Raw genomic sequence first — 24,463 nt, 5'->3', positions numbered from 1 at the left:
GTATAGTAGTCGTTTATTTCGGCATTAAGGTGAGTTACGTTAATGAAAAGGTTGTTTGGTTCAATGTGTTGCTTAGCTGCATCAACTGCATTTGCGCAGGATGATGTTAAGCAGCCGCAATTGATTAAAAAGTCTACTTTTCATGCAAGCGTTACGCTAGGCTACGGTGGTATTGAGAACCCAGTACTTGATGCCGATGATGTTATTTCGCCAATTCTGCCAAGCTTGGCTTATTATGGTGATAGCTGGTATTTCGATGATTTTTCTATTGGTTACAGCTTATTTGAATCTGAGAAATTTTATATTGATTTACTGGGGCGCTTTAATGATGATGGCTTTTTCTTTGAGTTAGATGGGGTAGATAAACTCTACGCGACAGGTGTGGTACGTTCTAGTTCAGGTCGACCTATAATTCCAAGTGCTTCACCAATTAACTTAACACCGATAGAGCGTAACCTTTCTTATATGGCTGGCTTTTCATCAGCTTTAAATGTTTATGACGACATTTGGTTGAGTGCGGCATACGTGCACGATATAACCAATGTTCATAATGGCTATGAAATCTTATTCAATGGCTACCAAGCATTTACATTGTTTTCCGGTATTGCTGGCATTGAGGCTGGTATAAACTACAAAAATGAAGAGTTAATTGACTATTACTACACGGTTAGCCCCACTGAGAGCAAAACTCGCTTATTAAGTTATAATTTAGAAAGTGCCACCAATTACTATTTAAAAGTAAGCTACGAGTATCCGATCAGTGATAATTTTAGTGTTGATTTCAAACTAAAGCACACTTGGCTTGATAGCAATTTAGCTAACTCACATATGATTAATAAAAATGGCTATTTCTCAGGTTTTACTGGCATTACATACCATTTTTAGGCCAACTGATTGAGATTTGAGCGCCGCCCGTTTCGAGGTTATTGGCTAAACCAATTTTACCGCCATGCCAGCTAGCAATACGATGCACGATATAAAGTCCTAATCCATAACCACTCGCCAATTTATCTCCTTCACCTTGTTTGAATGGTTCAATTAACGCATCAGCATTTATAGGCAACCCTGGTCCATCATCTGTGACGCTTATCAAGTAATTACCTGCTTTCTCTTCAGTGCTTATATAAATAGTGTGTTTTGCGTATTTTGTGGCGTTGATCAGTAAGTTTTGTACCGCGATTGCCATAAAGCTTGTTTCGCAAAAAGCAGCGTCAACCTCAAGAGTTGGAATAAATTTGAGTTCTTTGTATAAATCAAATTTAGCTATTTCCGTGTTGATCAGTTTAGATAAGTTAACTTTTTCCTGGTTAAACACACTTTGTTGATGCTCTAAACGAGCAAACGATAAATATTGTTCTAAGCGCAATTCAATCTCATCGATATCACGTTCTATTTGGCTACTTTCTAACGAATCTAGTTCTGCGATTGATAACGCAAATCGCATACGCGAGAGTGGGGTACGAATTTCATGAGAAATAATGCGGGATAAATCGCTATGAAGCTGCACAAATTTGTTGATACGCTCTGACATATCAGTAAAGGTGTTTGCAAGCGGTGCAATGGATGAATTTGGCTTTATATCGAGCTCTATTCGTTGCGGTTTTTTGCTGAAGCGGTAGGCTGCACGTTGCAATAAGCTCAAATCACGAAACACTGGGCGTATAAACAATAAAATCATCACACCAAGCAAAAAATAAAAGGCGAAAAAAGCAAACCAGTCAGTTTTTGCGTGTGAAATCAGGTTAATGGGGCCAACTTTTTGAATGCTACCATTACTGCCCTTGAGATATATAAATTGCTGATTATGCTCAGTGACACTGATAATACCGTCTTGATTAAACGTGTTGAGCAAAGAATCAGGCAATGCAATTTCACTTATGCTTAGGCTACTGATCCGCGAGTCTTTTTGCTCTGCTATTTGTGTAAGTTCAGCAACACTAATTTGTATACTCGGCACATGCTTAGAAAAAAACTCATTATAAAGCTGACCAAACGCAAGAACTAAAGCAATTAAGCTTACTGTGATAATCAGGTAAAGCTTAAAAAATTGCTGCTTCATAGTTTTGAAATATCCAAACTGTAGCCTTTGCCTCGCACCGATTTAATATCCAAAGAATTTTTATGGCTGCTTATCGTATCTTTGAGTTTTTTACGTAATCGGCTCACTTTTAAATCTATAGCGCGGTCTAGTCCGTCATACTCACGGCCAATGACATGTTTAAACAGCACTTCGCGAGAGACTGGCTGCGGCATATTCTTCGCTAGATAGGCGATAATATCAAATTCACTCTCGTTTAGGTTCAGAGCAGTATTATGAAAGTAGATATCACGCTTTTTACTGTCTATGCGTAAACAGTCGCTGTGATCTGAAAAGCTATCTTGGTTTACAGTGTGGGCGATGATTGTTTTAATTTTCGCTAATAATAGCTCAGGTTTAATGGGCTTTATTAAGTAGTCGTAAGCACCTAAGTTTAGGCCTTTAATTTGTGATTGCACTGAGTCTAAAGCTGTTAAAAAAATAACAGGACAGGTGTATTTTTCTTTTAGTTGTGAAATTAATTCAAAACCATTGCCATCAGGTAACATCACATCACAGATAATCAATGAGGGAATAAAGGTAATTTCACTACTACGGTAATCTTCAGCTGTATTAAATACATCAATGGTATAGCCGTGTTTTAATAAAAATGTTTGAATTAAATTGGCTAGTTTCACATCATCTTCAATTAAAAAAATATGCTGCATCATAAACTCCAGCCAAAGCGCCGCTTTATACGGTAATCTTTGGCTTCATAGCTAACTATTGAGAGACGCTGCTGTTTAACAACGTTGCTGCTCAAAGGGTTAATTAACTTAACGGTAAGAGGGTATTCTGTTTTGATTAAAAACTGTTTGGCTATTAATCCTGTTTGCGTGTAGCACTGAGTGTAATGAGGGCGTTGGGTTACTTCTAAACAAAGTTCTTCATAAGGAGCAACTCGAAAATGAACTTGCACATTAAACTCGCAGGCTTTTTGTTTTGCTTCTGTCACACAGACTGTTGGTGAAACTTTAAAAAAGACCTGTTCAGCTTTATCTTCAGCTTGAGAGTAACAGCAAAAACAAAAAAGCAGAGCCGCCCAGCTTAATCGGTTTATCATTTAACCAAGTCCCTGAGCGATTGGTCGTCTAAATTTCAAAGCAATATTTACCATTAAAAACAGATGAAACCATTCAAAATCATAGTGAGTATTCATTTATTTACCGCTTATTATCATTATTATTTATGCAGTCTATATGAGTTATTTCATGATAAAAAAGCGCGCTTATCATACCTCATTTATTTCATTAGCTACAAATTGCCTTACATTAAAGCTTGTGTTTCAGAGTTTTTTGTAGTGCCTCGTTCAGATCTTTATTAGCTTGTTGTTTTAAAAGATAAAGTGAATTTATATTTGTTTTTATGTAATAATTTTTCACTATATAAATGCGCTATTAGTTTTTACTATTCACGCTTATTTGTTAATTGTTTCGTACAAATTGATACAATTTGGTGCGCGCTCTGAAAGTAATTAGTCTTTCACAAAGTTAATATAGAAAATGATACTCAACAGATTCGACCTCTGTTTGCTTTTTTTCTGATAGTATAGATAGGTTATAAGTAGTTTAAGCAGTGAACAAATATGTTAAGTCCTTATTATCAGCAGCATGCTGATTACGTTTCTATCTCACGCGAGCAAGGCTGTCGCTTTGCTAAGTTAGTGGCGGATGATTTCAATCCGTTACACGATAAAGATGCTAAAAAGTTTTGTGTGCCGGGCGATTTACTTTTTTCGCTGGTTTTAAACCGCTATGGTATTAGTGAAAAAATGGAGTTCACTTTTGCCGGTATGGTTGATGAAAATTCAAAGCTGACTTTTCCTGAAGGTGCTGATGAGTTTGCTATCACCGATGGCGAAAAAGTGATGCTAAAAGTAAAGCGTGAAGGGGCTGTTAGCCAATGTCCTGAGTTAACAAATAGCTTAATAAAAAACTATGTTGAGTTTTCTGGTACTACCTTCCCACATGTCATCATTCCATTAATGGGCAAGCAAGATGTGATGATCAACCCAGCCCGCCCAATGGTGATTTACGAATCAATGTTGATTAACCTTGACCGCCTTGATATCAGTGCACCTGAATTAGAGTTTGCTGAGCCTGATTTTGAGTTTACTGGCAAACGCGGAAAAATTACGCTTCGCTTCAACCTGTTAGAAAATGGCGAAAAAGTAGGGGCGGGTGAAAAGCACATGCTTGTATCTGGCATTCGTGATTATTGCCAAACAACGGTTAATGACCTAATTAGTTTTTATAATCACCGTAAAGAGTCACTTAAACCGGCGTAATCTTTACAATTACGACAAAGGGCGCTTATTGCGCCTTTTTTGTTGCTGATGTTCCGCGTACAATAGCATTTTTATAGCTAAATATACTTCAGACTATGTCAGTAGCGACCTTTTCAGAGTTAAATCTTGCACCTGCATTGCTAACAGCCTTGCAAGAAGAGAATTATCACACACCCACAGCAATTCAAGCGCAAACCATCCCACTTATTTTAGCGGGTGCAGATGTAATGGGCAGCGCACAAACTGGTACGGGTAAAACCGCTGCCTTTGTTTTACCACTACTGCACAATTTGTTATCTGCTGAAGTACTCCCTGATGCTGTTAAAGTCCTAATTTTAACGCCAACCCGAGAGCTCGCACAGCAAGTCTTTGCAAGTGTAGAGCGTTATGCTGCGCATACTGAAATAAAAGCGGCATTGGCTTATGGCGGCGCTAGTATTGGGCCACAAATTAAAGCCATAAAAGGGGCGCAGGTTGTTGTTGCAACTCCCGGGCGTTTACTTGATCATTTGATCAAAGGCAGTATTAAACTTTCTAGTATTAATGCCTTGGTATTTGATGAAGCTGATCGCATGCTTGATATGGGGTTTATTGACGAGATAAAACGTATCTTGCGTCATGTGCCGAAAGAACGCCAAACCTTACTTTTTTCAGCCACATTTGATGACAGTATCTTTAAGCTTAGTAAACAGTTACTAGATGATCCTAAACTAGTTGAAGTGAATAAACGCAACTCGGCAGCGGTTGAAGTTGAGCAACTAGTTTATGCGGTTGATGAAGACCGTAAACGTGAGCTGGTGTCACATATGATTGGCATGAAAAATTGGCAGCAAGTACTGATATTTACCCGAACTAAACAAACTGCTGATGTGCTTGCTAAAGAAATGTGTAAAGATGGCTTAAAAACCGAATCAATTCATGGTGATAAAAGCCAAGGGGCGCGAGATAAAGCATTACAAAACTTTAAATCTGGTGTAACTCGGGTATTAGTCGCGACTGATGTGGCCGCTCGCGGCCTTGATATTGCCTCTTTAAAATATGTCATTAACTATGAGCTACCTTATGTGGCTGAAGATTATGTGCATCGAATAGGTCGTACAGGTCGTGCTGGCGAAAAAGGGTTAGCGTTGTCGCTAGTTAGCATTGATGAACAATGGTTATTAGATGAAATAGACATTTTACTGGGCACCAGACTTACTCCTCAGTGGTTACCGGGGTATGAGCCTGATTTAACGAAAGAGCCTAAAAATATAAGAAAAAACACTAATAAAGCTCGTCGCTCGCGAGATAAAAAGCGTATTTTGGGTCAAAAAAGTATGAGACACTGTAAAAAGTGACGTATATTTATACTATCCACTGACTAAAATAAGTGTGTAGTATGTTAGAAGTTAATAAATGGTCATTTTGTCAGCCTGACAACCAGTTTTCTTTGCAAAAATGGCAAAAAACAGTCGATTTAATGACCGAGTTATTCTCAGCGCCTGCAGGCTTTATTGTTCATAAGACAGATGAAGCATACCGCATAATTGTTTCTAGCGAACAACGAGAAAACCCTTACCATGCTGGAATCGAGTTAGCCATTGACGACAATATCTTTTGCAAAAAGGTATTAAAAGATATGGCTCCTTTATACATTCCACAAGTTAGTCTAGATAATCAATGGGATGATTGTCCACTTACTGTCGATGGCGTTGAATCCTATTTAGGTGTGCCTATAACTTGGCCGAGCGGGGAACCGTTTGGTACTTTTTGTGTAATGGATTTTAAGAAAACTGATTATCAGCATAGTCTTTTAGAACTCATCGAACAGCTTAGGGATATGGTGGAAGATGATTTAGCTCTACTTGATAATTTCACCCAAATGCGTGAAATTGCGATGCTAGACCCCCTCACAAATATTTATAATCGCCGCGCACTCAATTTACTTTGCCAACATAAATTAAATCTTGCCGCCCGGTTGGGCTTTAATATCTGTTGTTTGTTTATCGATATAGATAACTTTAAACCACTCAATGATAAGCATGGTCACGAAGTAGGAGATAAAGCACTGATATGTCTGGCTGATACATTGAAGCAATATCTACGAGAGGCTGATATTATTGGCCGCTTAGGAGGAGATGAATTTATTGCGGTTCTGCAAGTGAAAAGTAACGACTGTATCGAAGCGATTAGCTACAAACTTAATGAAGCGTTTAAAGAAAACCTTAAACATATGGCAATACCTGAACTTAATTTGAGTATAGGCTCAGGTATTGTAGCTCAACCTAAAGAAACATTTGCTGAGCTATTAAAGCGGGCTGATGAAGATATGTATGAGAAAAAGCAAGCCTCTAAACTTACCCGCTAAGCTATTTGCTTTTCAGCTAGGTTTAATTCCATGGTTGCTTTAAGTAAACGGTAAAGGTTAATTGACGCATCAATTTCTTCTTTACGGTTAGTTAAGCTCTCAATATTTAAACCTAGCGGTACATCTAAATGCGCACAGCTTTGTAAAATTAAATCGAGATTCTCACGGCAAATACGCACTGATTCACTCAATGTATTTGCAGAATCTAACATGCGGTACTTAGTTGCTTCTGGTACTGAAATTCCTAACCACTCCATAAAGTCTAAGGTTTTTTCACCCCCACAAGGGGTAAACGTTAGAATAATGCGTTTTGGTGCTGTGCCTTGTGTTTTACAACTACGGGCGTAGCTAGTGATTAAATCAATCGTCGCTTGGGCATTGTAAACGGCTTGTGAGATGAAAAACTTACAACCTTGTGCTGTTTTTTCAACTAAGCGCTCATGTTCATTGCGTTTGCTAGCGTGACGTTCGGCAATGGTAACGCCACCTAAAAACACATCACTGCTTTGCTTTACAAGCGTTTTATATGCATCAGGAAGGCTTAGTTTGATATCGCCATGAGATGATGGACTACCCACTAACACTAAGTTTTTTAATTCGAAGTCGTTACGTGTTTCGTTTAGCCATTCGGTAAACTCAGCTTCACCTCGTTGCGCTACGCTTTTGTATGTGATCACATCTAGTTGTGACAAGCTGCGCAGTAATTGACTGTATTCACGTGGATCCACTGTTTCTTTAAATGGGAAAGGACGAGGCTTTGCAATGCGGCTACTTTCATCTTGAATGTCGTAAATAATCACACCATCGTATTCAATTTCGTGTAAACGACCAAGTAGCTTTTGGGCAATGGTTTCAAGCTGTGCTTTATCAGTCCCTGACTTTGGAGGTGTGGTACCGATCAGGTAGACGCCTTGGTTGGTGTCTTCAATTTTCTCTTGTAATGATAAAGCCATAATCCTCATTCCAGCTCGTGCTAATGTTTATGACAAATAATATAGCAGCCATTTAGACGTCTAGATAGATTTTTTTCATGAAAGTTTTTCAATGACTATGAATTTTACTCAAGTTTAAAGCTGAGCGTTTAGTTAAATTGACACGCCTGTTTACATAAATTATTGCGCTGACCCTCATATTTTCTGGCGCTTTGATGCATAATCAAGCAGCAATGATTATGAGAAAAATAACTAACAAGGGAACATTATGAAATTTAGATTATTAGCAACCAGTGTTGCTGTAACACTGGCGCTGAGTGGCTGCGCAAGTAACTCACAGTCAACTATGGTTAAAGAAGTCGAAATTGAGCAGCGAGTCAGCCAAGGTGATAACCGTGTATTTAGCCAAGATTACCTATTAGAAGAGCTTGAAAACGGCCTTCGCGTGATGGTCGTTAAAACGGATTACCCAGATGTTGTGTCACTGCAAATTCCGGTATCGGTTGGTTCACGTAATGAAGTTGAAGCAGGTAAAACCGGTTTTGCCCACTTCTTTGAGCATATGATGTTTAAAGGCTCTGAAAAATTCCCGCAAGATGTGTATTCAGATATTTTAAAGAACTCGGGTGTTGATAATCGCGCGTATACGACCAACGATTACACGAACTATCACTTAAACTTCTCAAAAGAGCACTTAGATAAAGTACTTGAAATCGAAGCTGATATTTTCCAAAATCTGACATACAGCGAAGAGCAGTTCCGCACCGAAGCGCTGACTGTAAAAGGTGAGTATTTAAAGAATAATGCTAGCCCAATTCGTAAGTTACTTTCTGCAGTTCGTAACGAAGCATTCGAAAAGCATACGTATAAGCACACTACAATGGGCTTTTTCGAAGACATTGAAGCAATGCCTGATCAAATGGCGTACGGTAAAGAGTTTTTCGCTAAATTTTATAAACCAGAATATGTATCTTTAGTCATTGTTGGTGATGTTGATCCACAAGAAACCATGGCGATGGTGAAAAAGCATTGGGGTAACTGGAAAAAAGGCGATTACCAAGCAGACATTCCTGTTGAGCCAAAGCAAAAAACAGCAAAATATGTACATGAGAAAAATGATGGTTTACCAGGCCACTGGTTGCTTGTGTCATACAAAGGCACGGCATGGGATCCTACTCAAAAGGACCGTGCCGCTCTTGATTTGATCTCACAGCTTTATTTCTCTAATAATTCGGCACTTTATCAAGAACTTGTTGTTGATAAACAAATTGCCAGCCAAATGTTTACCTATAACCCAGATACTAAAGATCCAGGTTTATTACATGTTTTTGTAAAAGTAGAGAACGAAGCGGACCTTGCTAAAGCCCGTGATGCGATTAACCGTACTTATGCACAAGCACGTACTGAGTTAGTAGATGCACAAAAGTTAGCGGATTTAAAATCAAACCTAAAATATAGCTTTATTAATGGTCTTGATTCATCGCAGTCAATCGCTTCAACACTTGCAAGCTACATGCACTTTGAGCGTGACCCTGAAGTGATTAACCAACTTTATGCCACGGCTGATAGCATCACGCCAGAAGATATCAAAGCGGTAGCAAACAAGTACTTTGTTGATTCAAGCCGTACCACGGTGACAATGTCGGCGCTTGATAAAGTAGCGGGTTTTGAGCAAGAAGTTGACCTAAATGCGGCGGTTGCCAGTATTGAGCAAGCCCCAACAGAGCGTCACTTTAAAGTACTTGATAAAACAAATAGCTCACCATTGGTTGATGTGAACTGGTTATTCAATACCGGTGCAGCGGCTGATCCCCAAGGCAAAAAAGGCTTGGCGGCATTAACAGCTGCAATGCTAGCGCAAGGTGGCTCAGAAACGATGAGCTACAAAGATATTCAAAAAGCGTTATACCCACTAGCGGGAAGCTTTGGCTATCAAATTGATAAAGAGATGATTTCTTTACGTGGTCGTGTACATAAAGATAATGCTGCGCAGTGGTATGCACTTGTTAGCGATCAGATGCTAAACCCTGGCTTCAGAGAAGATGATTTTAAACGCCTGAAAAAAGAGCTTATTGATAGCATTAAAGCAGGCCTTAAAGCATCAAATGACGAAGAGCTAGGTAAAGAAGTGCTTTATCATCAACTTTATAAAGGCCACCCGTATGAAAGCTATAACTATGGTGATTTATCAGACCTTGAAGCACTGACGCTTGACGATGTAAAAGCATTTTATGCTAATCAGTTTACCCAATCTAAGTTAACAGTGGGTCTAATTGGTGCTATTCCGAGTGATGTTAAATCGACTATGCTGAAAGATTTAACATCGCTTCCACAAGGTAAAGAAAGCCGCTTAACGATCCCTGATGCGCCAGAACTTAAAGGTCATCATGCAACGATTGTTGAAAAATCAGCGCAATCTACCGCTGTGTCATTTGGTTTCCCAATCGATACAATTCGTAGCAGTGATGACTGGACCGCACTTTGGTTAGTGCGCTCTTACTTTGGTGAACACCGCAGCTCAAACAGCTTCTTGTATCAGCGCATTCGTCAAACCCGTGGTATGAACTATGGTGACTATGCATACATTGAGTACTTCCCACGTGGTATGTTCCAAACTAAACCTGATGCTAACTTAGGTCGTTCAGAGCAAATTTTCCAAGTGTGGTTGCGTCCGCTTCGTTCTAATAACGATGCGCACTTTGCAACACGTACGGCATTATTTGAACTTGATAAGCTAATTAAAAGTGGCATCAGCAAAGAAGATTTTGAAGCGACTCGTAACTTCTTAATTAACTTTGTGCCACAAATGGTTGCAAGCCAAGACCGCCAATTAGGCTATGCCCTTGATAGTGAGTTCTATAACACAGAGAGCTTTGTTGACTATGTGCGTGGCAAGCTTGAAAAGCTAACCCTTGATGATGTTAACCGTGTTATTCGCGATAACCTGCAAACAGAGAATATCCACTATGTGTTTATTACTGGTGATGGCAAAGACATGCAAAAACGCTTAGCTTCAGAGCAAACATCACCAATGGTGTATAACGCTGAAAAACCAGCAGAACTTGTTGCTGAAGATAAAGTAATTGCAGACTATAAGCTCGCAATACCAGCAAAAAATATTAAAGTACTTGATGTCGAAAAAGTATTTCAGTAATAACTGGATAAACAAGCTCTAATCAATGCCCCTAATTAGGGGCATTTTTCTAGGTTTAATGGCTCGATGTTATCAGCAACCACAAGTTGATTTCGGCCAGCTTCTTTTGCTTGATAAAGCGCGCAATCAGCCATTTCAATGAGTAACATGGCATCACTATCGCTACTAGGGTAAATAGTAGCTAAACCAATACTAACCGTTAATGGATGACCTGTAAGTTCAGCTAATTGTAATTTACTGATCATATCTATTAAGCGTGTTACTAGACTTTGTGCTTGCTTACTTTGTGTATTGCCAAGCACCAGTACAAACTCTTCACCACCGTATCTGGCGCACAAGTCACCGGGCCTGCGAGTAAATTCAGGCAGTAGTTTTGCAACTTCTTTTAGACAGCTATCACCAACTAAGTGACCAAATTTATCATTTAGCGTTTTAAAATTATCAAGGTCAATCATAGCTAACGAAACAGGTAAATTTAATCTCGAGCAACGACTCCATTCTTGTAAAATAAAACTATCAAAAAATCGTCTATTAGCTATTTGTGTTAGGCCATCAATTCTAGCAAGTTGTTGGACTTGTTGTTCAGCAAGCTTTCTTTCGGTGATATTTAAGTGACTTATAACGATAAAACGCTGATTATCATAAAAAAGAGAAGCTGCTCGCATTAAAAACCAGCGCTTTTCCATGTCGCTATGGCATGGATATTCAAGATAGAACTCTTCGCACTGATGGTTAATTACTTGTTTTATTCCATTAAACGCTTTTGCTCCAAACTCATCGTTTTGGCAAGCCGCTGACCTACAAATTGCGAGGTAATTTTGTTGTTGCCATTGCTCATTGCACGCACAGTTATTTTGTTCGCCAAATGTTTGCCAGCTGCGATTTACAAATTTGATATCGCCTTCGGCGTTGATGACAACAATATGCTCAGGGAGAGTATCGAGTATTAACCTTAAAAATTCCTTTGACTCAAGCACACCAATTCCTGCTTTACACTTTTCTAAAGAGTAGCAATAAATTATTAGATTGCATGGTTAAAAGTAAAAAAGAGTGTGATTGAATAAATTTTACAGATGATAACTTACGAAGATTTATATGTAGTTTAATTTATTCATGCTCATCAGTAAGTAAGTTAAGTATAACTTCAGTCATTATTTTTGAGATTGAATCAATGCGTTCGGGCATAGCTTGTGCAGTGATTGAGTAACCTTCTACAAATGGGATAAATATAGATACAGCTCTAGAAACGTTTGAGTCTGAGTGAGAAATAGGTCGCAATTTATCAGCTAAGATCAATGCCATTTCTTCGTAGTAAAATTTTATATGTTGATTGATAACTTCATTTCGTGTCGATATAGCCCAATACTCCCTAAATATTCTGCACATTTGGGTTAATTTCAAACCATGACTTAGAAAGCTCTCTAGCAGCGAATGGAGCTCATTGCTTGGGTTCTCTAGGTTGCTTATTGGATCCATTTGTCTCATATCGTCAAGACATGATTTGAAATAGCGATCTGCCATCGCCTTTAAAAGCTCATCTTTATTTTTGAAATAATATTGAACATTGCTCAAAGTCATACCAGCTTCGTTGGCAACTTTTCTCATTGTCACGCCATAATCACCTTCGTGTCTAAGAATATGCAAAGCCGTATCTATTATTAAATCTGTTTTGGCATTTTTCTTCATTAAAATCTCAAAGTATTTCTGCTTAGTAATCAAACCTTATCATTTTACGAGTACTCAACAGTTAAATTCAATGTTGACATTGTAGGTCATCTGACCTAAATTTTAAATAGGTCACTTGACCTAATGTTTTTTATTGTTGAGGAATAGGCATGATAAATAGTAAACGCACACCACAAAGTAGCTTTGATAATATTAAAGATTATCCTTTTAAAGCTAATTACTTTAGTGATTTGAAGGGATATGAAGGCTTGAGGGCTCACTACCTTGATGAAGGTAATCCTGACTCTGAAGAAGTTTTTTTATGTCTGCATGGTGAGCCTGCTTGGAGTTACCTTTACAGAAAGATGATCCCTGAATTTGTTAATGTCGGAGGCAGGGTGATAGCCCCAGATCTTTTTGGCTTTGGTAAGTCAGATAAACCAATTGATGAGAAAGTTTATACGTTTGAGTTTCATCGTAACTACTTAATCGAACTTATTAAGAGGTTAGATTTAAATAATATTACTTTGGTTTGCCAAGATTGGGGAGGGCTTTTGGGTCTTACATTGCCTCAAGATATGCCAGAGCGTTTTAAAAGATTAATCATCATGAATACAGGGTTGCTGGTTGAGCCTGTGAGCAGTCCTGAATTCTTAAAATGGCATGACGATATCGTTCTGCCAAATGAATTAAATCTCGCTAGTTTTTTCAAAAAGTATGCGCCAACAATTGACAGCGATGAAGCGAGTGCATATGCATCTCCATATCCAGATGCAAGTTATCAAGCTGGCGTCAAAAAGTTCCCTAAAATTGTTGCTGCGCCAGATCCTCTGTGCGTAAAAATTTCAACTCGAGCATTTCAATTTTGGAAAAGTGAGTGGCAAGGCGAATCATTCATGGCAATAGGTATGAAAGACAAAATGTTAGGACCTACAGTTATGAATTTTATGCAAAGCGTAATCAAAAATTGCCCTGAACCTCTAGAAATAAATAATGCAGGGCATTTTGTGCAGGAATTTGGAGACACCGTTGCTGTTGCAGCACTTAAACATTTTAAATTAATAAAGTAAGGATCTTTATGAAAATTTTACACTTAGTATTTCACCCCGATCTCAACGCATCACGAGTCAATAATACTTGGAAGAAGCAATTAGAGCAGTCAGGTAAAGTAGCAACAAGTAGAGATATGTATTTGGAATATCCTGACTTTAAAATCGATATCGAAAAAGAACAAGCGTTGCTGTTGTCTCATGACAGAATCGTGATTCAATTTCCTATCTATTGGTGGTCAATGACTCCTCTTCTTAAGAAGTGGCTTGATGATGTTTTACAATATCAATTTGCATACGGAAGTAAAGGAGACAAGCTTAAAGGCAAAGACTTACAAATAATTTGCTCTGCTGGAGGACAAGCAAAAAATTACAATGGCTTTCATATGTTCGCTACTGTACCTGAGGTTTTAAAACCATTTCAGCTTACAGCCAACTTAGCCAAAATGAATTATTCTCAGCCATTGTACATGTTTAATGCAGACGCTTGTGGTGAAGACGAGGTTGTTAAGTATGGGCAAAAATGGGTAGAGGTCATTGATGACCCTCGGCGCGCCGATGGGCTTGAATACGCAAACGCAAAAATACATGAAGAACTCATTGATGTATATGCGCAACTAGGCCTTTAAAATCTTAATGAAGTAGAGGAGCGGTTAGTTGAAAACGCTAGATTTTTTATCTGAACATATCGGTATTTCTTTCCAGCAAAGTGATAGCTATGGTGATTGGCTAGGTTTTGAAATAGATTCAGTTAAAAAGGAAGAAATTAAAGTTATTACATCATTATTAATTAGACGTGATCATGTCTCACCAACAGGGGCTGTGCATGGTGGTGTTGTGTCTGGATTTCTCGATTCAAGCTTAGGCTGTGCGATGGTAACGATTATGGATAAAGGCCAAATGTGCAGTACTGTTGAGCTTAACGTAAAGTTTTTTAAACCGCTTTCTCCAGGTGATAAAATTATTGCCGAGTCAGAAGTGATCCATAAGGGAAGAACCTTATGCACGGTTATTGCGAATGTTTATAAATCTGATGCGCCAGATATACCTGTTGCGTTAGCTACTGCAACCTTTAATCGCTATCAATTAAAGCAGTAACATGAATACAGCCCAGCCGTGATGTAGCTGGGCTCTATATTGACCTATTATCAACTAAAGTATTGAGCTAACTTTAACAGCTAGCGCAAAGAGTATGGTTGTTATTACAAAGCCGATAAGTGTAGTGTGGCCGCGTTGTTCTTTGGTCATCTTCCACTCCTAAAAAATAACAAATACGGTTGCCATACCTAGGGCAAAACTGACAAACGAAGATGCGGCTACAATTGCAGCGAGATTTTGCTTACTCACTGCATGTGTTGTGGTTGGTTCAGATACTTCGTCATCGAGCTTAATGAGCTCACCTTGGCGTACTTCAAACACTGCACATAGACTCATGGTAGTTTCTTTTGATGCCGCGCCTTCTTTTTCAACTCGTTGAATGGTACGTAAGCTTACATCACAGGCATCTGCCAATTGTTGCTGCGTCCAATCGAATTTAAGTCTGAGTGCTTTTATTGTATTGGGGTTCAGTTGCATTACTTACTTCCCAAGCAATGGTTCAATAAAAGTAACGACTGCATAACCTGATATTGCGCCACCGATAAAACACCCCAAGGTAACCAAAGCCACTTGTTTTGGGTTATCAGTAAGTGAGGTTTGTGTGCTCTGTTTAACTAATTTGTCAGCTTTATAAAACGAACATTCAAGCTTGCCGGTAAGTATATTTTGCATCGCAAAATCGACTGCATAAGCATTACCTTGGTAGTTAAAGTCGTGACGACTTTTAAAGCCAAAGCTGCGCTTTTCACTAACCAATTCGTCGTTTACATATATTTTTTCTTTACCACTCATAATGTGACCAAAGCATGCGATTTGGTTGTCACCATCTTGAAAGTAAAATTTATAACCTAGTTTATGTGAGTTTAGTACGTCGTTTTTCATCATCGTTTCCTTGTTAAGTTGATGATGTAAATTTAATGATTATTTTTGTTTTTTACGCCGTCAGCGATATGTCAGTACCAATTTTGGCATATGACAGATAAGATGTCATATCTGTTTTGTTATTGAAAAATAAGCATTTTAGCTGGGTTTTTCTTGCGGCGTATGAGTTTGCTACTGTCATATGTGGTTGGCTAAAAAGCACAGCAAAAAGAGTAAAAATAGGTGTAGTTACTCTGGTTATTAGATATAACCAGAACAAATAAACAACGGGTTAGTACATCTTGCTACAAATCCGTTAAACTTAAAGCTTAGCAGTTAGGTACAACCAGAAAGGCAATATTATGCGTCATGAAATTTGGCAAAAGCTTCGAGAAGAAGCAAACGAAGTCGTTTCCCGTGAACCGCTTTTAGCAAGTCACGTTTATTCGTGTGTGTTAAATCATGAATGCTTAGGTTCAGCGCTGAGCTTTATTGTTGCAAATAAACTTGCAGATGCGGTGGTATCAGCATTTACTATCCGTGAATTATTCGACCAAGCCTTTGTTAAATGTGACCTAATGCTGACGCATGTTGCTCATGACATAAAAGCAGTTAAAGATCGCGACCCTGCGGCCGATAGTTACTTAACTGTTATTTTGAACCTTAAAGGCTTCCATGCAATACAAGCACACCGACTCGCAAATTGTTTATGGCAACAAAACCGAAAAGAGCTTGCTCGCTTCATTCAAAGCAGAACCTCAGAAGTATTTGGCGTTGACATCCATCCTGCTTGTAAAGTTGGTCATGGTATTATGTTTGACCATGCAACTGGGATTGTAATTGGTGAAACAGCAGTTATTGAAGATAACGTATCGATTCTACAATCTGTAACCTTAGGTGGTACGGGTAATGAGCAAGGTGACCGCCATCCAAAAATTCGCGCCGGTGTATTGATTGGTGCGGGTGCAAAAGTACTGGGTAATATCGAAGTAGGAGAGGGGGCACGTATTGGTGCAAACTCTGTCGTGTTAAGTGCAGTTCCAGCACACACAACTGTGGTTGGCGTGCCAGCTAAAGTGGTCGGCAAACCGAGCTGTCCCTGTCCAGCAGAAAGCATGAACCAAAACTTTTTAGACGATGGTACGACTACCGCTAGTAATGCCTCCCACACTAGTGCTATGTTGTAGTTTTACATTTTAAAAGAGCAATGGAATTGTCTAAATTATCCTTCGGATTAGCTGTTGCAGCGTCATTTATTTGTGGCGCTGTCACTATGTCACTTTTTCAATCAGACCCACAACAACAGCCGCAAACTTATCAGCAACAATTTGTTGAAGAACGCATAGCTCAAGCACCAGAGCAGCAAGCCACTGCTGTAGCGCCTGTTATTAACAAACAAGTCGCTGAAGTGAATTCAAATAGTTCAGCAGCTGTTAGCAAAACTGAGCTTGAGCAGCAAGTTGCAGAGTTAAAGTTACAAGTCGAAAACCAACAAGCGGTGATTGCCAGTTACCGTTCAAGTGCGATACCTCCACAGCAAATCGACTCACACCTAGATGAACTTTATACCTTGTTAGAAGAGCAATCTCGGGATGAGGCTTGGGCCTACCAAGTTGAAACAGCCATGAGCGATTTTTTAATCATGGCAGATTTACCTGTGCAACCACAGCTGAGTGTCTCAACATGCAAAAGCTCTGTGTGTCAGTTTAAGCTATTGCAACCTGAGGGGAGTGATGACTTGCCAAGTCATTATTGGCGTAACATGACCGATAAGATGATGGAACAAAGCTGGTGGAAGCAATTTAAATTTACCTCCACCACCTCAAGTGACGATAGTCTAACCATTATTGCAAGCACGGAGTAATTTTATACAACTTTTGATTGCAGTTGACCATCAGCAAGCTCGGTAGTTATAAGCTCACCAGAGCTTACATCGTTAACTGATTTTACAACGCCACCTTGCTGATTTTTAGTAATGCTGTAACCACGCGCTAACACACTAAGCGGACTCACAGAATCTAAACGGTTCGCTTGTAAAGAAAGCTGGTTTCGAAAACTTGAAAGTTGCTGTTGCATCGCCTGTGTAAGCCTTGCATGTAATTGCGCCAGTTGATGCTCGCTTTTCGCTAACTGCTTTTCGGGTGAGCGTTGCATTAAGCGTGGTGTTAAGTTAGCAAGTACTCGCTCATATCGCTGGATTTTACTACTCATCGCGCCATGTAAGGCCAAACTAAGCTCATCTAACTTTTGCGCTTGTTGATTGAGTTGATTACGCGGATGGCATAGCTGCAAGCGATGCTCAAATTGAGTGGCAGTACTGCGTTTTACAGCTAAAGCGTGTTTAAAGGCATGATTTAAGTGCCTAACTAACTGCGTAACTTTGTTATATAGCTCTTCGGTATTTGGACTAACTAGCTCTGCGGCTGCAGAAGGTGTTGCGGCGCGAATATCGGCAACATAATCACTAATTGTGGTATCGACCTCATGACCAACGGCGCTAACAATAGGTAAGCGACTTTCAAAAATAGCGCGAGCTAATTGCTCATGGTTAAAACACCACAAATCTTCGAGTGAACCACCACCGCGACCTAATATAAGCACATCTACTTCGTTGCGTTGATTGGCGATGTTTATTTTTTCTATTAATTGACTGTGTGCATCTGCACCTTGCACCATCGCTGGGTAAATCACGACTTCAAGCTGCGGAGCACGGCGTTTAAGTACCGTTAGAATATCGCGTATAGCCGCACCTGTGGCTGAGGTGATCACCCCAACGCGATTAATATTGGTTGGTAATGGTTTTTTGTGGGCTGAGCTAAATAGGCCTTCGGCAGCTAAACGCATTTTAAGCGCATCGAATTCTTGTTTTAATAAGCCTTCGCCAGCAGGGGCCATATGCTCAACAATCAGCTGATAATCACCACGAGGTTCATATAAAGATACGCGGGCACGCACGGTTACTTGTGCACCATTGCTCGGGCGAAAAGTTTGGCCGCGATTATTGCCGCGCCACATTGCTGCTTTTACCTGTGCTCGGTCGTCTTTTAACGTAAAGTACCAGTGTCCAGATGCAGGGGCTATAAAGTTAGAAATTTCACCATTTAAGATAAGCGATGAGAAGCCTTGTTCAAGAACATGGCGAATTTCCTTATTTAGGCGCGAGACCGTGTAAACAGGCTGTGTTGAGTGCGTAAAAGCCATTAAAAACCCCAGTAAAAAATTCTCTGCGTACTTTAACACAAATAAATGAATAATTTTATTTACTCATGCTCATAACGCTGATAAAATTTGGCCGCAATTCCTTATACTCAGATCCACATGTGAGAAGTTGCACTATGCTAAGAATCGCTAAAGAAGCTCTTACCTTTGACGACGTACTTTTAGTACCAGGTCATTCTACTGTTTTGCCACACACGGCAAATATTTCAACTCGCTTAACGCGTGGTATCAATCTTAACTTGCCGCTAGTTTCAGCATCTATGGATACTGTAACAGAAGCACGCTTAGCGATTGCTCTAGCGCAAGAGGGCGGTTTAGGTTTCATCCACAAAAACATGACAATCGAAGAGCAAGCTAAAAACGTTCGTAAAGTTAAAACTTACGAAGCGGGCATTGTTTCTTTCCCTGTTACTGTGACTGCGGATCTTACAATTGCTGATGCTATCGCGCTTTCAGAAGACAAAGGTTTTTCAGGTTTCCCTGTAACCGACGCTGACAATAACCTTGTTGGTATTGTGACAAGCCGTGATATGCGTTTTGAAACGAAACTTGAGCAACCTGTTTCTACAGTAATGACGAAAAAAGAATCGTTAGTGACTGTTAAAGAAGGTGCAGACCGTGATGAAATCTTAGGTCTAATGCACGAGCACCGTATCGAAAAAATTCTCGTAGTTGATGATGCATTTAAACTGAAAGGCATGATCACTGTAAAAGATTATCAAAAAGCACAAGACAAGCCGCATGCATGTAAAGACGAGCAAGGTCGTCTACGTGTAGGTGCAGCTGTTGGTGTTGGCGCGGGTACTGATGAGCGTATCGCAGCACTTGTTGAAGCAGGTGTTGACGTATTACTTATCGATACATCACATGGCCACTCACAAGGTGTTATCGACCGTGTTGCACAAACACGTCAAGCATACCCAGATCTACAAATCGTAGCAGGTAACGTTGCAACAGCTGAAGGCGCGATTGCCCTTGCTGATGCGGGTGTTGATGCTGTTAAAGTTGGTATCGGCCCTGGTTCTATCTGTACTACTCGTATCGTAACAGGTTGTGGTGTTCCACAAATTACTGCTATTTCTGACGCAGTTGAAGGCTTAAAAGGCCGTGATATTCCTGTTATTGCTGACGGTGGTATCCGTTTCTCTGGTGACATCGTAAAAGCACTTGTTGCTGGTGCATCATGTGTAATGGTGGGTTCAATGTTAGCGGGTACTGAAGAAGCACCGGGTGAAGTTGAGCTATATCAAGGTCGTTACTACAAATCATACCGTGGTATGGGTAGCCTTGGTGCTATGGACCAAAAAGAAGGTTCATCAGACCGTTACTTCCAAAAATCGAACGAAGCAGACAAGCTTGTTCCTGAAGGTATCGAAGGCCGTGTTGCTTATAAAGGTCCTATCGCGACAATCATTCACCAACAAGTGGGCGGTCTTCGCAGTGCAATGGGCTTAACAGGCTGTGCAACAATTGAAGAGTTAAATACTAAACCTCAATTTGTTCGCGTGACTTCAGCTGGTATGGGTGAGTCACACGTTCACGACGTGCAAATCACTAAAGAAGCGCCAAACTACCGCTTAGGTTAATTACCTTAAGGTATTGAAATTACATGGGCTAGCATTTGCTAGCCCTAATTTATTGATCATCTCCCTTTGGGAGAGCAGTTCCTGACTAACGAGATACTCCATGAGCAAAGACATTCACGATTCACGAATTCTCATTTTAGATTTTGGTTCGCAATACACACAGTTAATCGCACGTCGTATACGTGAGATTGGTGTTTACTGTGAGCTATGGGCATGGGATGTAACTGAAGAGCAAATCCGCGAATTTAATCCACAAGGTATTATTTTGTCGGGTGGCCCTGAGTCTACAACACTTGAAAACAGCCCACGTGCTCCTGAGTATGTATTTAACGCAGGCGTTCCAGTACTTGGTATCTGTTACGGCATGCAAACAATGGCAACGCAACTAGGTGGTAGCGTTCACAGCTCTGATAAAAAAGAGTTTGGTTATGCACAAGTTGAAAAAGTAGGTAACTGTGCGTTATTCGATGCTATCGAAGACCACATTACTGACGGCGGTGCAGGCGTACTAGACGTTTGGATGAGCCACGGCGATAAAGTGATGGAAGTACCAGAGACTTTCAAAACAACGGCTAAAACTTCAACATGTCCACATGCTGCAATGTCTTGGGAAGAAAAACGTTTTTATGGCGTACAGTTCCACCCAGAAGTAACTCATACTCACCAAGGTTTACGCTTACTTGAGCGCTTCGCGATTGATATCTGTGGCTGTGAAAAGCTATGGACACCAGCAAAAATCATCGACGATGCGATTGAGCGTATCAAGGAAACTGTAGGTGATGACGAAGTTATCTTAGGCTTATCAGGTGGTGTTGATTCATCTGTTGTTGCCATGCTTATTCACCGTGCAATCGGCGACAAGCTAACGTGTGTATTCGTTGATAACGGTCTTCTTCGTTTAAACGAAGGTCAGCAAGTTATGGATATGTTCGGCAACAAGTTTGGCCTAAACATTGTTAAAGTAGATGCTGAAGATCAATTCTTAGCAGACTTAGCAGGTAAGTCAGACCCAGAAGATAAGCGTAAAGCGATTGGTCATACCTTCATTAAAGTTTTTGACGAGCAAGCTAAAAAGCTGAAAAGTGCTAAATGGTTAGGTCAAGGTACTATCTACCCAGACGTAATCGAATCTGCTGCATCAGCAACAGGTAAAGCACATGTAATCAAGTCTCACCACAACGTAGGTGGTTTACCAGACGATATGGAAATGGGTCTTGTTGAGCCTTTACGTGAGCTATTCAAAGATGAAGTACGCAAAATTGGTCTTGAGCTTGGCCTACCATACGACATGCTTTACCGTCACCCATTCCCGGGTCCTGGTTTAGGTGTTCGTGTACTTGGTGAAATCAAGAAAGAGTATTGTGACTTACTACGTCGCGCAGATGCTATCTTCATTGAAGAGCTACACAAAGCTGAGCTTTACCACAAAGTAAGCCAAGCCTTCACGGTATTCTTACCAGTTAAATCGGTAGGTGTAATGGGTGATGCGCGTAAATACGACTGGGTTGTATCACTACGTTGTGTAGAAACAATCGACTTTATGACAGCACGTTGGTCACACTTACCATATGAGTTCTTAGGTGTGGTTTCAAACCGTATTATCAACGAAATCGATGGTATCTCACGTGTTGTTTACGATATTTCAGGTAAGCCACCGGCAACAATCGAGTGGGAATAATCCACTGTAAGCTAGTCACTTGTACTGAATATTTATAAAGACACAAAAGCCCGCTTTTTTGAAGCGGGCTTTTGTTATTTAGACGGTTAGCATTTGGTGTGAGTTAAGTCTAGTCCTTGCATATAGAGTTGACTGAGTTGATCTGCGGATATACTTGGTGCATCTGTGGTTGAATGAGGTGATTGTTGAAAGATATGCTGAGCTATTAGTCTACCAGTGTTTTGGGCGCTGGAGGTTTTATGAATACGAGTTTCATATAGCTTTTTCAAAATAACATTGAGGCTACATCCTGTCTTAAATAATTGAGCTAGGTGCCAAACATCTTCAAGCGCTTGGCTAGCACCTTGCCCCGATGTGGGTAAGGAAGCATGTGCAGCATCTCCAATAATAATGAGATTCTCCTTGTGCCAATAGGGGAGTGGGTCAATATCATGTACAAATATGCGTTTTAAACTGCGTGGGTTATAGTTATTAAGTACCTGCTGAACTGTTTTAGGCCAATCCTGAAAACGCTCATGCATTTCTTCAAACCACTGCTTTATTGGTCTTGTATTATCAAGGTCACTAGGCCATGCCGCAGCCCAGTAACAACATTGATTTGCAACGGGTACTATACCAAAACGCTCATTATTATCTCTAAAATCATGAATTGTCTGCTCAAAAGGATTCAGATCAATTTCACAGGTGCCTATTATATTTACGAAGCCGTGGTATTTAGTTGGTATAGGTACTTTATACATATACTCTCGTGCTTTCGAATTCATTCGTCCATCGCAGCCCACCACAAGATCAAACTTATCTTTTAATTGCGCAATGTCTTGAGTATTGATGGTTTGATTGAAGTGAATAGTGGCATCCAGTTTCTCTAGTCGCTCAGCGAGTATCTTTATTAAGTCACGACGTAATATGCTAATAGTTGGAAAGCCACACAGAGAGTTTAGTGTTTGAATGTTAAACTCACCCCGTTGAGTGCCTTGTTTATCGTACTGCCGCATAGCAACTGGCAGACCACCATATTGGGTGAAATCATCTAATAGACCCAATTGTTTAAGCACAAAGGTCGCATTAGGCCATAACGTAACACCGGCACCGATTGTAGAAAAGCTATTGTTTCTTTCGAATAATGTGACCTTGATGCCTTGTTTTCTTGCAAATATCGCTAAAGCAAGGCCTGCAACTCCCGCACCTATAATGGCTATATGTTTAACTGAACTCATTTAAATATCCTAGTTGCTAAGAAAAAAATGATTGTTACTGATCTACTAAATAGGATAAATATGGTAATTTTGGTTTGTAAATCCCATTTGATGAGATAGTTTTGATAAGCAATATTGAATTACAGTGGCTTCTAAGCTTCCAAAAAGTATATGAACAATTAAGTATTAAGCGGGCCGCTGAGCTCAGCCAAATTCCAAAATCAAATGTGAGTCGTCATGTTGCACTTTTAGAACAAGCGTTGAATGTAAGATTATTGGAACGTACGACACGAAAAATGGTTGCAACAGAAGCGGGGGAACTTCTTTACCAGAACTTAACTCCGTTGCTTGTTGCGATGGGGGATGTTTTACAAGAAAGCTATCAAAGTAATGATTTAGTTTCCGGCCACTTAAAAGTCATTACGCCTGATTTGCCGTTTTTGGCGGACGCTATAGCTGAGTTTTGTCATAAATACCCTAACATTCAGTTAAGTTGTGATACTCAGCTTAATCCCGAAGAGGGGCTATTAGAAGGATTTGATATAGTAATACGTTTTGGGCGAGGCCCAGTGGAGGATTCTGGATGGGTTGCAAAAGAGCTCGTTCGTTGGCCAAGTTGTGTCGTAGCTTCTCCTAGTTTACTAGATAAACATCCTAAACCAAATTCAATGACTGAACTCGTTAAGCTTCCCTGTATTACAAGCCTATCAGTTCTACAAGGCATGCCATGGAAATTCAAACGAGCTGGCACGGTTAACGTTTCATCTCGTTATAAAGTAAATAGTGGACATATGGCAAAGTCAGCTGCCCTTAAAGGGTTAGGTTTTGCGATACTTCCTTATGACGCGTGCAGACAAGAGTTAGAGGAAGGACTGTTAATAAAAATAGATTCCCTAGCTGATGAGCCTGAAGATTTAGTTTTGTACGCTTTTTATTCTGGGCGTCGATATCCGTTCAAAAAAGTAAAAGCATTTCTTGAGTACCTGCAACTTGTGATTCAGCAACACTATCTTTCAGATGAGTGAAGCTATTTAAATTATTATAACTGTGTTTGGCTCTTTTAATTATCCGCAGATAACTTGGGTATGTTTAAAATGAGCTTTGATAGCTTGCTAATTCGCCGCTTTGTTTATTTAAGAAGCAGTTAAACTAAAAACTGTGTTTTTTTACTTTACCTTTGAAAAAAGCTCTATATAATTCGTCGTCATTGCAGGGGCGTAGTTCCAATTGGTAGAACAGCGGTCTCCAAAACCGACGGTTGGGAGTTCGAATCTCTCCGCCCCTGCCATTTCTTCCTTATTTACTTTAATCGCA

The 24,463-nt window shown here is 39.9% G+C and carries 23 protein-coding genes and 1 tRNA gene; 14 read left to right on the top strand and 10 right to left on the bottom strand.

What is annotated here, in order from left to right; translation table 11 throughout:
- Positions 1–42 precede the first annotated feature (42 nt).
- Complete coding sequence (locus tag NO991_RS08460) at positions 43–885, top strand: MipA/OmpV family protein (protein WP_300360176.1); 843 nt, start codon at positions 43–45, stop codon at positions 883–885.
- On the opposite strand, the gene NO991_RS08455 is transcribed toward NO991_RS08460, so the two are convergent.
- From NO991_RS08455 to NO991_RS08445, 3 genes are read right to left on the bottom strand one after another with little or no spacing between them, the layout of a single operon-like run.
- Positions 869–2,059 (bottom strand): ATP-binding protein, encoded by a 1,191-nt coding sequence (locus NO991_RS08455; RefSeq protein ID WP_054551207.1) that lies wholly within the window; start codon positions 2,057–2,059, stop codon positions 869–871. The genes NO991_RS08460 and NO991_RS08455 overlap by 17 nt on opposite strands.
- Complete coding sequence (locus NO991_RS08450; protein ID WP_138599614.1) at positions 2,056–2,748, bottom strand: response regulator transcription factor; 693 nt, start codon at positions 2,746–2,748, stop codon at positions 2,056–2,058. Before NO991_RS08450 ends, NO991_RS08455 begins: the two co-directional genes overlap by 4 nt.
- Positions 2,745–3,140, bottom strand: coding sequence for a DUF3019 domain-containing protein (locus tag NO991_RS08445; RefSeq protein ID WP_054551209.1), 396 nt, complete (start codon positions 3,138–3,140; stop codon positions 2,745–2,747). The genes NO991_RS08450 and NO991_RS08445 overlap by 4 nt, the downstream gene beginning before the upstream one ends.
- Positions 3,141–3,662: 522 nt before the next feature.
- Here NO991_RS08445 and NO991_RS08440 point away from each other — a divergent pair.
- The 3 genes from NO991_RS08440 to NO991_RS08430 all read left to right on the top strand — a co-directional run bounded on the left by NO991_RS08440 (position 3,663) and on the right by NO991_RS08430 (position 6,711).
- Positions 3,663–4,364: a DUF3581 domain-containing protein gene (locus tag NO991_RS08440; protein ID WP_300360172.1), complete on the top strand. Its 702-nt coding sequence runs from the start codon at positions 3,663–3,665 to the stop codon at positions 4,362–4,364.
- 95 nt (positions 4,365–4,459) lie between these two features.
- Positions 4,460–5,701 carry a DEAD/DEAH box helicase gene (locus NO991_RS08435; protein WP_300360170.1) on the top strand — a complete coding sequence of 414 codons (1,242 nt, stop codon included), beginning with the start codon at positions 4,460–4,462 and terminating at the stop codon, positions 5,699–5,701.
- Between the two features lie 41 nt (positions 5,702–5,742).
- Positions 5,743–6,711, top strand: coding sequence for a sensor domain-containing diguanylate cyclase (locus NO991_RS08430; protein WP_235377089.1), 969 nt, complete (start codon positions 5,743–5,745; stop codon positions 6,709–6,711).
- On the opposite strand, the gene NO991_RS08425 is transcribed toward NO991_RS08430, so the two are convergent.
- Positions 6,708–7,664 (bottom strand): methylenetetrahydrofolate reductase, encoded by a 957-nt coding sequence (locus NO991_RS08425; RefSeq protein WP_235377090.1) that lies wholly within the window; start codon positions 7,662–7,664, stop codon positions 6,708–6,710. The two genes, NO991_RS08430 and NO991_RS08425, sit on opposite strands and share 4 nt — an antisense overlap.
- 247 nt (positions 7,665–7,911) lie before the next feature.
- Here NO991_RS08425 and NO991_RS08420 point away from each other — a divergent pair, with 247 nt between their 5' ends.
- Positions 7,912–10,797 carry a pitrilysin family protein gene (locus NO991_RS08420; protein ID WP_300360167.1) on the top strand — a complete coding sequence of 962 codons (2,886 nt, stop codon included), beginning with the start codon at positions 7,912–7,914 and terminating at the stop codon, positions 10,795–10,797.
- Between the two features lie 35 nt (positions 10,798–10,832).
- Here NO991_RS08420 and NO991_RS08415 read toward each other — a convergent pair whose 3' ends face one another.
- Entirely contained in the window at positions 10,833–11,774 is a 942-nt protein-coding gene (locus NO991_RS08415) for a diguanylate cyclase (protein ID WP_166340633.1), read from the bottom strand.
- A gap of 130 nt (positions 11,775–11,904) precedes the next feature.
- The gene (locus NO991_RS08410) at positions 11,905–12,483 is read right to left on the bottom strand and encodes a TetR/AcrR family transcriptional regulator (protein ID WP_138616334.1); all 579 of its coding nucleotides are present in this window, start codon (positions 12,481–12,483) and stop codon (positions 11,905–11,907) included.
- A 149-nt stretch (positions 12,484–12,632) separates the two neighbouring features.
- Here NO991_RS08410 and NO991_RS08405 point away from each other — a divergent pair, with 149 nt between their 5' ends.
- Genes NO991_RS08405 through NO991_RS08395 form a run of 3 tightly spaced genes read left to right on the top strand, consistent with a single transcriptional unit; the run spans position 12,633 to position 14,609 of the window.
- Positions 12,633–13,532, top strand: coding sequence for a haloalkane dehalogenase (locus tag NO991_RS08405; protein WP_166340634.1), 900 nt, complete (start codon positions 12,633–12,635; stop codon positions 13,530–13,532).
- Between the two features lie 8 nt (positions 13,533–13,540).
- Entirely contained in the window at positions 13,541–14,140 is a 600-nt protein-coding gene (locus NO991_RS08400; RefSeq protein ID WP_054551218.1) for an NAD(P)H-dependent oxidoreductase, read from the top strand.
- 28 nt (positions 14,141–14,168) lie between these two features.
- The gene (locus NO991_RS08395; protein ID WP_166340635.1) at positions 14,169–14,609 is read left to right on the top strand and encodes a PaaI family thioesterase; all 441 of its coding nucleotides are present in this window, start codon (positions 14,169–14,171) and stop codon (positions 14,607–14,609) included.
- A 159-nt stretch (positions 14,610–14,768) separates the two neighbouring features.
- Here NO991_RS08395 and NO991_RS08390 read toward each other — a convergent pair whose 3' ends face one another.
- Together NO991_RS08390 and NO991_RS08385 are read right to left on the bottom strand one after the other, a co-directional pair.
- The gene (locus NO991_RS08390) at positions 14,769–15,086 is read right to left on the bottom strand and encodes a helix-turn-helix transcriptional regulator (protein WP_138616330.1); all 318 of its coding nucleotides are present in this window, start codon (positions 15,084–15,086) and stop codon (positions 14,769–14,771) included.
- A 3-nt stretch (positions 15,087–15,089) separates the two neighbouring features.
- Positions 15,090–15,494, bottom strand: a complete 405-nt coding sequence (locus NO991_RS08385; protein WP_166340636.1) for a hypothetical protein — start codon at positions 15,492–15,494, stop codon at positions 15,090–15,092.
- Between the two features lie 338 nt (positions 15,495–15,832).
- On the opposite strand from NO991_RS08385, the gene cysE reads away from it, so the two are divergent.
- Entirely contained in the window at positions 15,833–16,657 is an 825-nt protein-coding gene (gene cysE / locus NO991_RS08380) for a serine O-acetyltransferase (RefSeq protein WP_135925949.1), read from the top strand.
- 86 nt (positions 16,658–16,743) lie between these two features.
- Complete coding sequence (locus NO991_RS08375; RefSeq protein ID WP_166340637.1) at positions 16,744–17,334, top strand: hypothetical protein; 591 nt, start codon at positions 16,744–16,746, stop codon at positions 17,332–17,334.
- Positions 17,335–17,336: 2 nt separating this feature from the next.
- Here the strand turns inward: NO991_RS08375 and xseA are convergent, their stop codons facing one another.
- Positions 17,337–18,671: an exodeoxyribonuclease VII large subunit gene (xseA, locus tag NO991_RS08370; RefSeq protein WP_166340638.1), complete on the bottom strand. Its 1,335-nt coding sequence runs from the start codon at positions 18,669–18,671 to the stop codon at positions 17,337–17,339.
- Between the two features lie 134 nt (positions 18,672–18,805).
- Between xseA and guaB the strand changes: the two genes are divergently transcribed.
- Together guaB and guaA are read left to right on the top strand one after the other, a co-directional pair.
- The gene (gene guaB, locus NO991_RS08365; RefSeq protein WP_054551225.1) at positions 18,806–20,275 is read left to right on the top strand and encodes an IMP dehydrogenase; all 1,470 of its coding nucleotides are present in this window, start codon (positions 18,806–18,808) and stop codon (positions 20,273–20,275) included.
- A 100-nt stretch (positions 20,276–20,375) separates the two neighbouring features.
- Positions 20,376–21,953, top strand: a complete 1,578-nt coding sequence (gene guaA, locus NO991_RS08360; protein WP_054551226.1) for a glutamine-hydrolyzing GMP synthase — start codon at positions 20,376–20,378, stop codon at positions 21,951–21,953.
- 86 nt (positions 21,954–22,039) lie between these two features.
- Here the strand turns inward: guaA and NO991_RS08355 are convergent, their stop codons facing one another.
- Positions 22,040–23,170, bottom strand: coding sequence for an FAD-dependent oxidoreductase (locus NO991_RS08355; RefSeq protein ID WP_194441776.1), 1,131 nt, complete (start codon positions 23,168–23,170; stop codon positions 22,040–22,042).
- Between the two features lie 101 nt (positions 23,171–23,271).
- On the opposite strand from NO991_RS08355, the gene NO991_RS08350 reads away from it, so the two are divergent.
- Entirely contained in the window at positions 23,272–24,174 is a 903-nt protein-coding gene (locus NO991_RS08350) for a LysR family transcriptional regulator (RefSeq protein WP_054551228.1), read from the top strand.
- Positions 24,175–24,360: 186 nt separating this feature from the next.
- Positions 24,361–24,437, top strand: a tRNA-Trp gene (locus NO991_RS08345).
- Positions 24,438–24,463 lie beyond the last annotated feature (26 nt).

Origin of the sequence: Pseudoalteromonas sp. DY56-GL22 (genome assembly GCF_041414715.1) — a bacterium.
In the GTDB taxonomy this organism is placed as follows: Bacteria; Pseudomonadota; Gammaproteobacteria; order Enterobacterales; family Alteromonadaceae; genus Pseudoalteromonas; species Pseudoalteromonas simplex.
Note: the sequence above shows the minus strand (reverse complement) of the source record. Positions and strands in the feature narration are given on the sequence as shown.

Bases quoted from the DNA above. Each gene is read 5' to 3' on its own strand.
- NO991_RS08435 (WP_300360170.1), top strand. From the start codon at position 4,460: ATGTCAGTAGCGACCTTTTCAGAGTTAAATCTTGCACCTGCATTGCTA.
- NO991_RS08445 (WP_054551209.1), bottom strand. From the start codon at position 3,140: ATGATAAACCGATTAAGCTGGGCGGCTCTGCTTTTTTGTTTTTGCTGT.
- NO991_RS08420 (WP_300360167.1), top strand. From the start codon at position 7,912: ATGAAATTTAGATTATTAGCAACCAGTGTTGCTGTAACACTGGCGCTG.
- NO991_RS08455 (WP_054551207.1), bottom strand. From the start codon at position 2,059: ATGAAGCAGCAATTTTTTAAGCTTTACCTGATTATCACAGTAAGCTTA.
- NO991_RS08460 (WP_300360176.1), top strand. From the start codon at position 43: ATGAAAAGGTTGTTTGGTTCAATGTGTTGCTTAGCTGCATCAACTGCA.
- NO991_RS08385 (WP_166340636.1), bottom strand. From the start codon at position 15,494: ATGATGAAAAACGACGTACTAAACTCACATAAACTAGGTTATAAATTT.
- guaB (WP_054551225.1), top strand. From the start codon at position 18,806: ATGCTAAGAATCGCTAAAGAAGCTCTTACCTTTGACGACGTACTTTTA.
- guaA (WP_054551226.1), top strand. From the start codon at position 20,376: ATGAGCAAAGACATTCACGATTCACGAATTCTCATTTTAGATTTTGGT.
- cysE (WP_135925949.1), top strand. From the start codon at position 15,833: ATGCGTCATGAAATTTGGCAAAAGCTTCGAGAAGAAGCAAACGAAGTC.
- NO991_RS08405 (WP_166340634.1), top strand. From the start codon at position 12,633: ATGATAAATAGTAAACGCACACCACAAAGTAGCTTTGATAATATTAAA.
- NO991_RS08430 (WP_235377089.1), top strand. From the start codon at position 5,743: ATGTTAGAAGTTAATAAATGGTCATTTTGTCAGCCTGACAACCAGTTT.
- NO991_RS08375 (WP_166340637.1), top strand. From the start codon at position 16,744: ATGTCACTTTTTCAATCAGACCCACAACAACAGCCGCAAACTTATCAG.
- NO991_RS08440 (WP_300360172.1), top strand. From the start codon at position 3,663: ATGTTAAGTCCTTATTATCAGCAGCATGCTGATTACGTTTCTATCTCA.
- NO991_RS08410 (WP_138616334.1), bottom strand. From the start codon at position 12,483: ATGAAGAAAAATGCCAAAACAGATTTAATAATAGATACGGCTTTGCAT.
- xseA (WP_166340638.1), bottom strand. From the start codon at position 18,671: ATGGCTTTTACGCACTCAACACAGCCTGTTTACACGGTCTCGCGCCTA.
- NO991_RS08425 (WP_235377090.1), bottom strand. From the start codon at position 7,664: ATGGCTTTATCATTACAAGAGAAAATTGAAGACACCAACCAAGGCGTC.
- NO991_RS08390 (WP_138616330.1), bottom strand. From the start codon at position 15,086: ATGCAACTGAACCCCAATACAATAAAAGCACTCAGACTTAAATTCGAT.
- NO991_RS08400 (WP_054551218.1), top strand. From the start codon at position 13,541: ATGAAAATTTTACACTTAGTATTTCACCCCGATCTCAACGCATCACGA.
- NO991_RS08355 (WP_194441776.1), bottom strand. From the start codon at position 23,170: ATGAGTTCAGTTAAACATATAGCCATTATAGGTGCGGGAGTTGCAGGC.
- NO991_RS08450 (WP_138599614.1), bottom strand. From the start codon at position 2,748: ATGATGCAGCATATTTTTTTAATTGAAGATGATGTGAAACTAGCCAAT.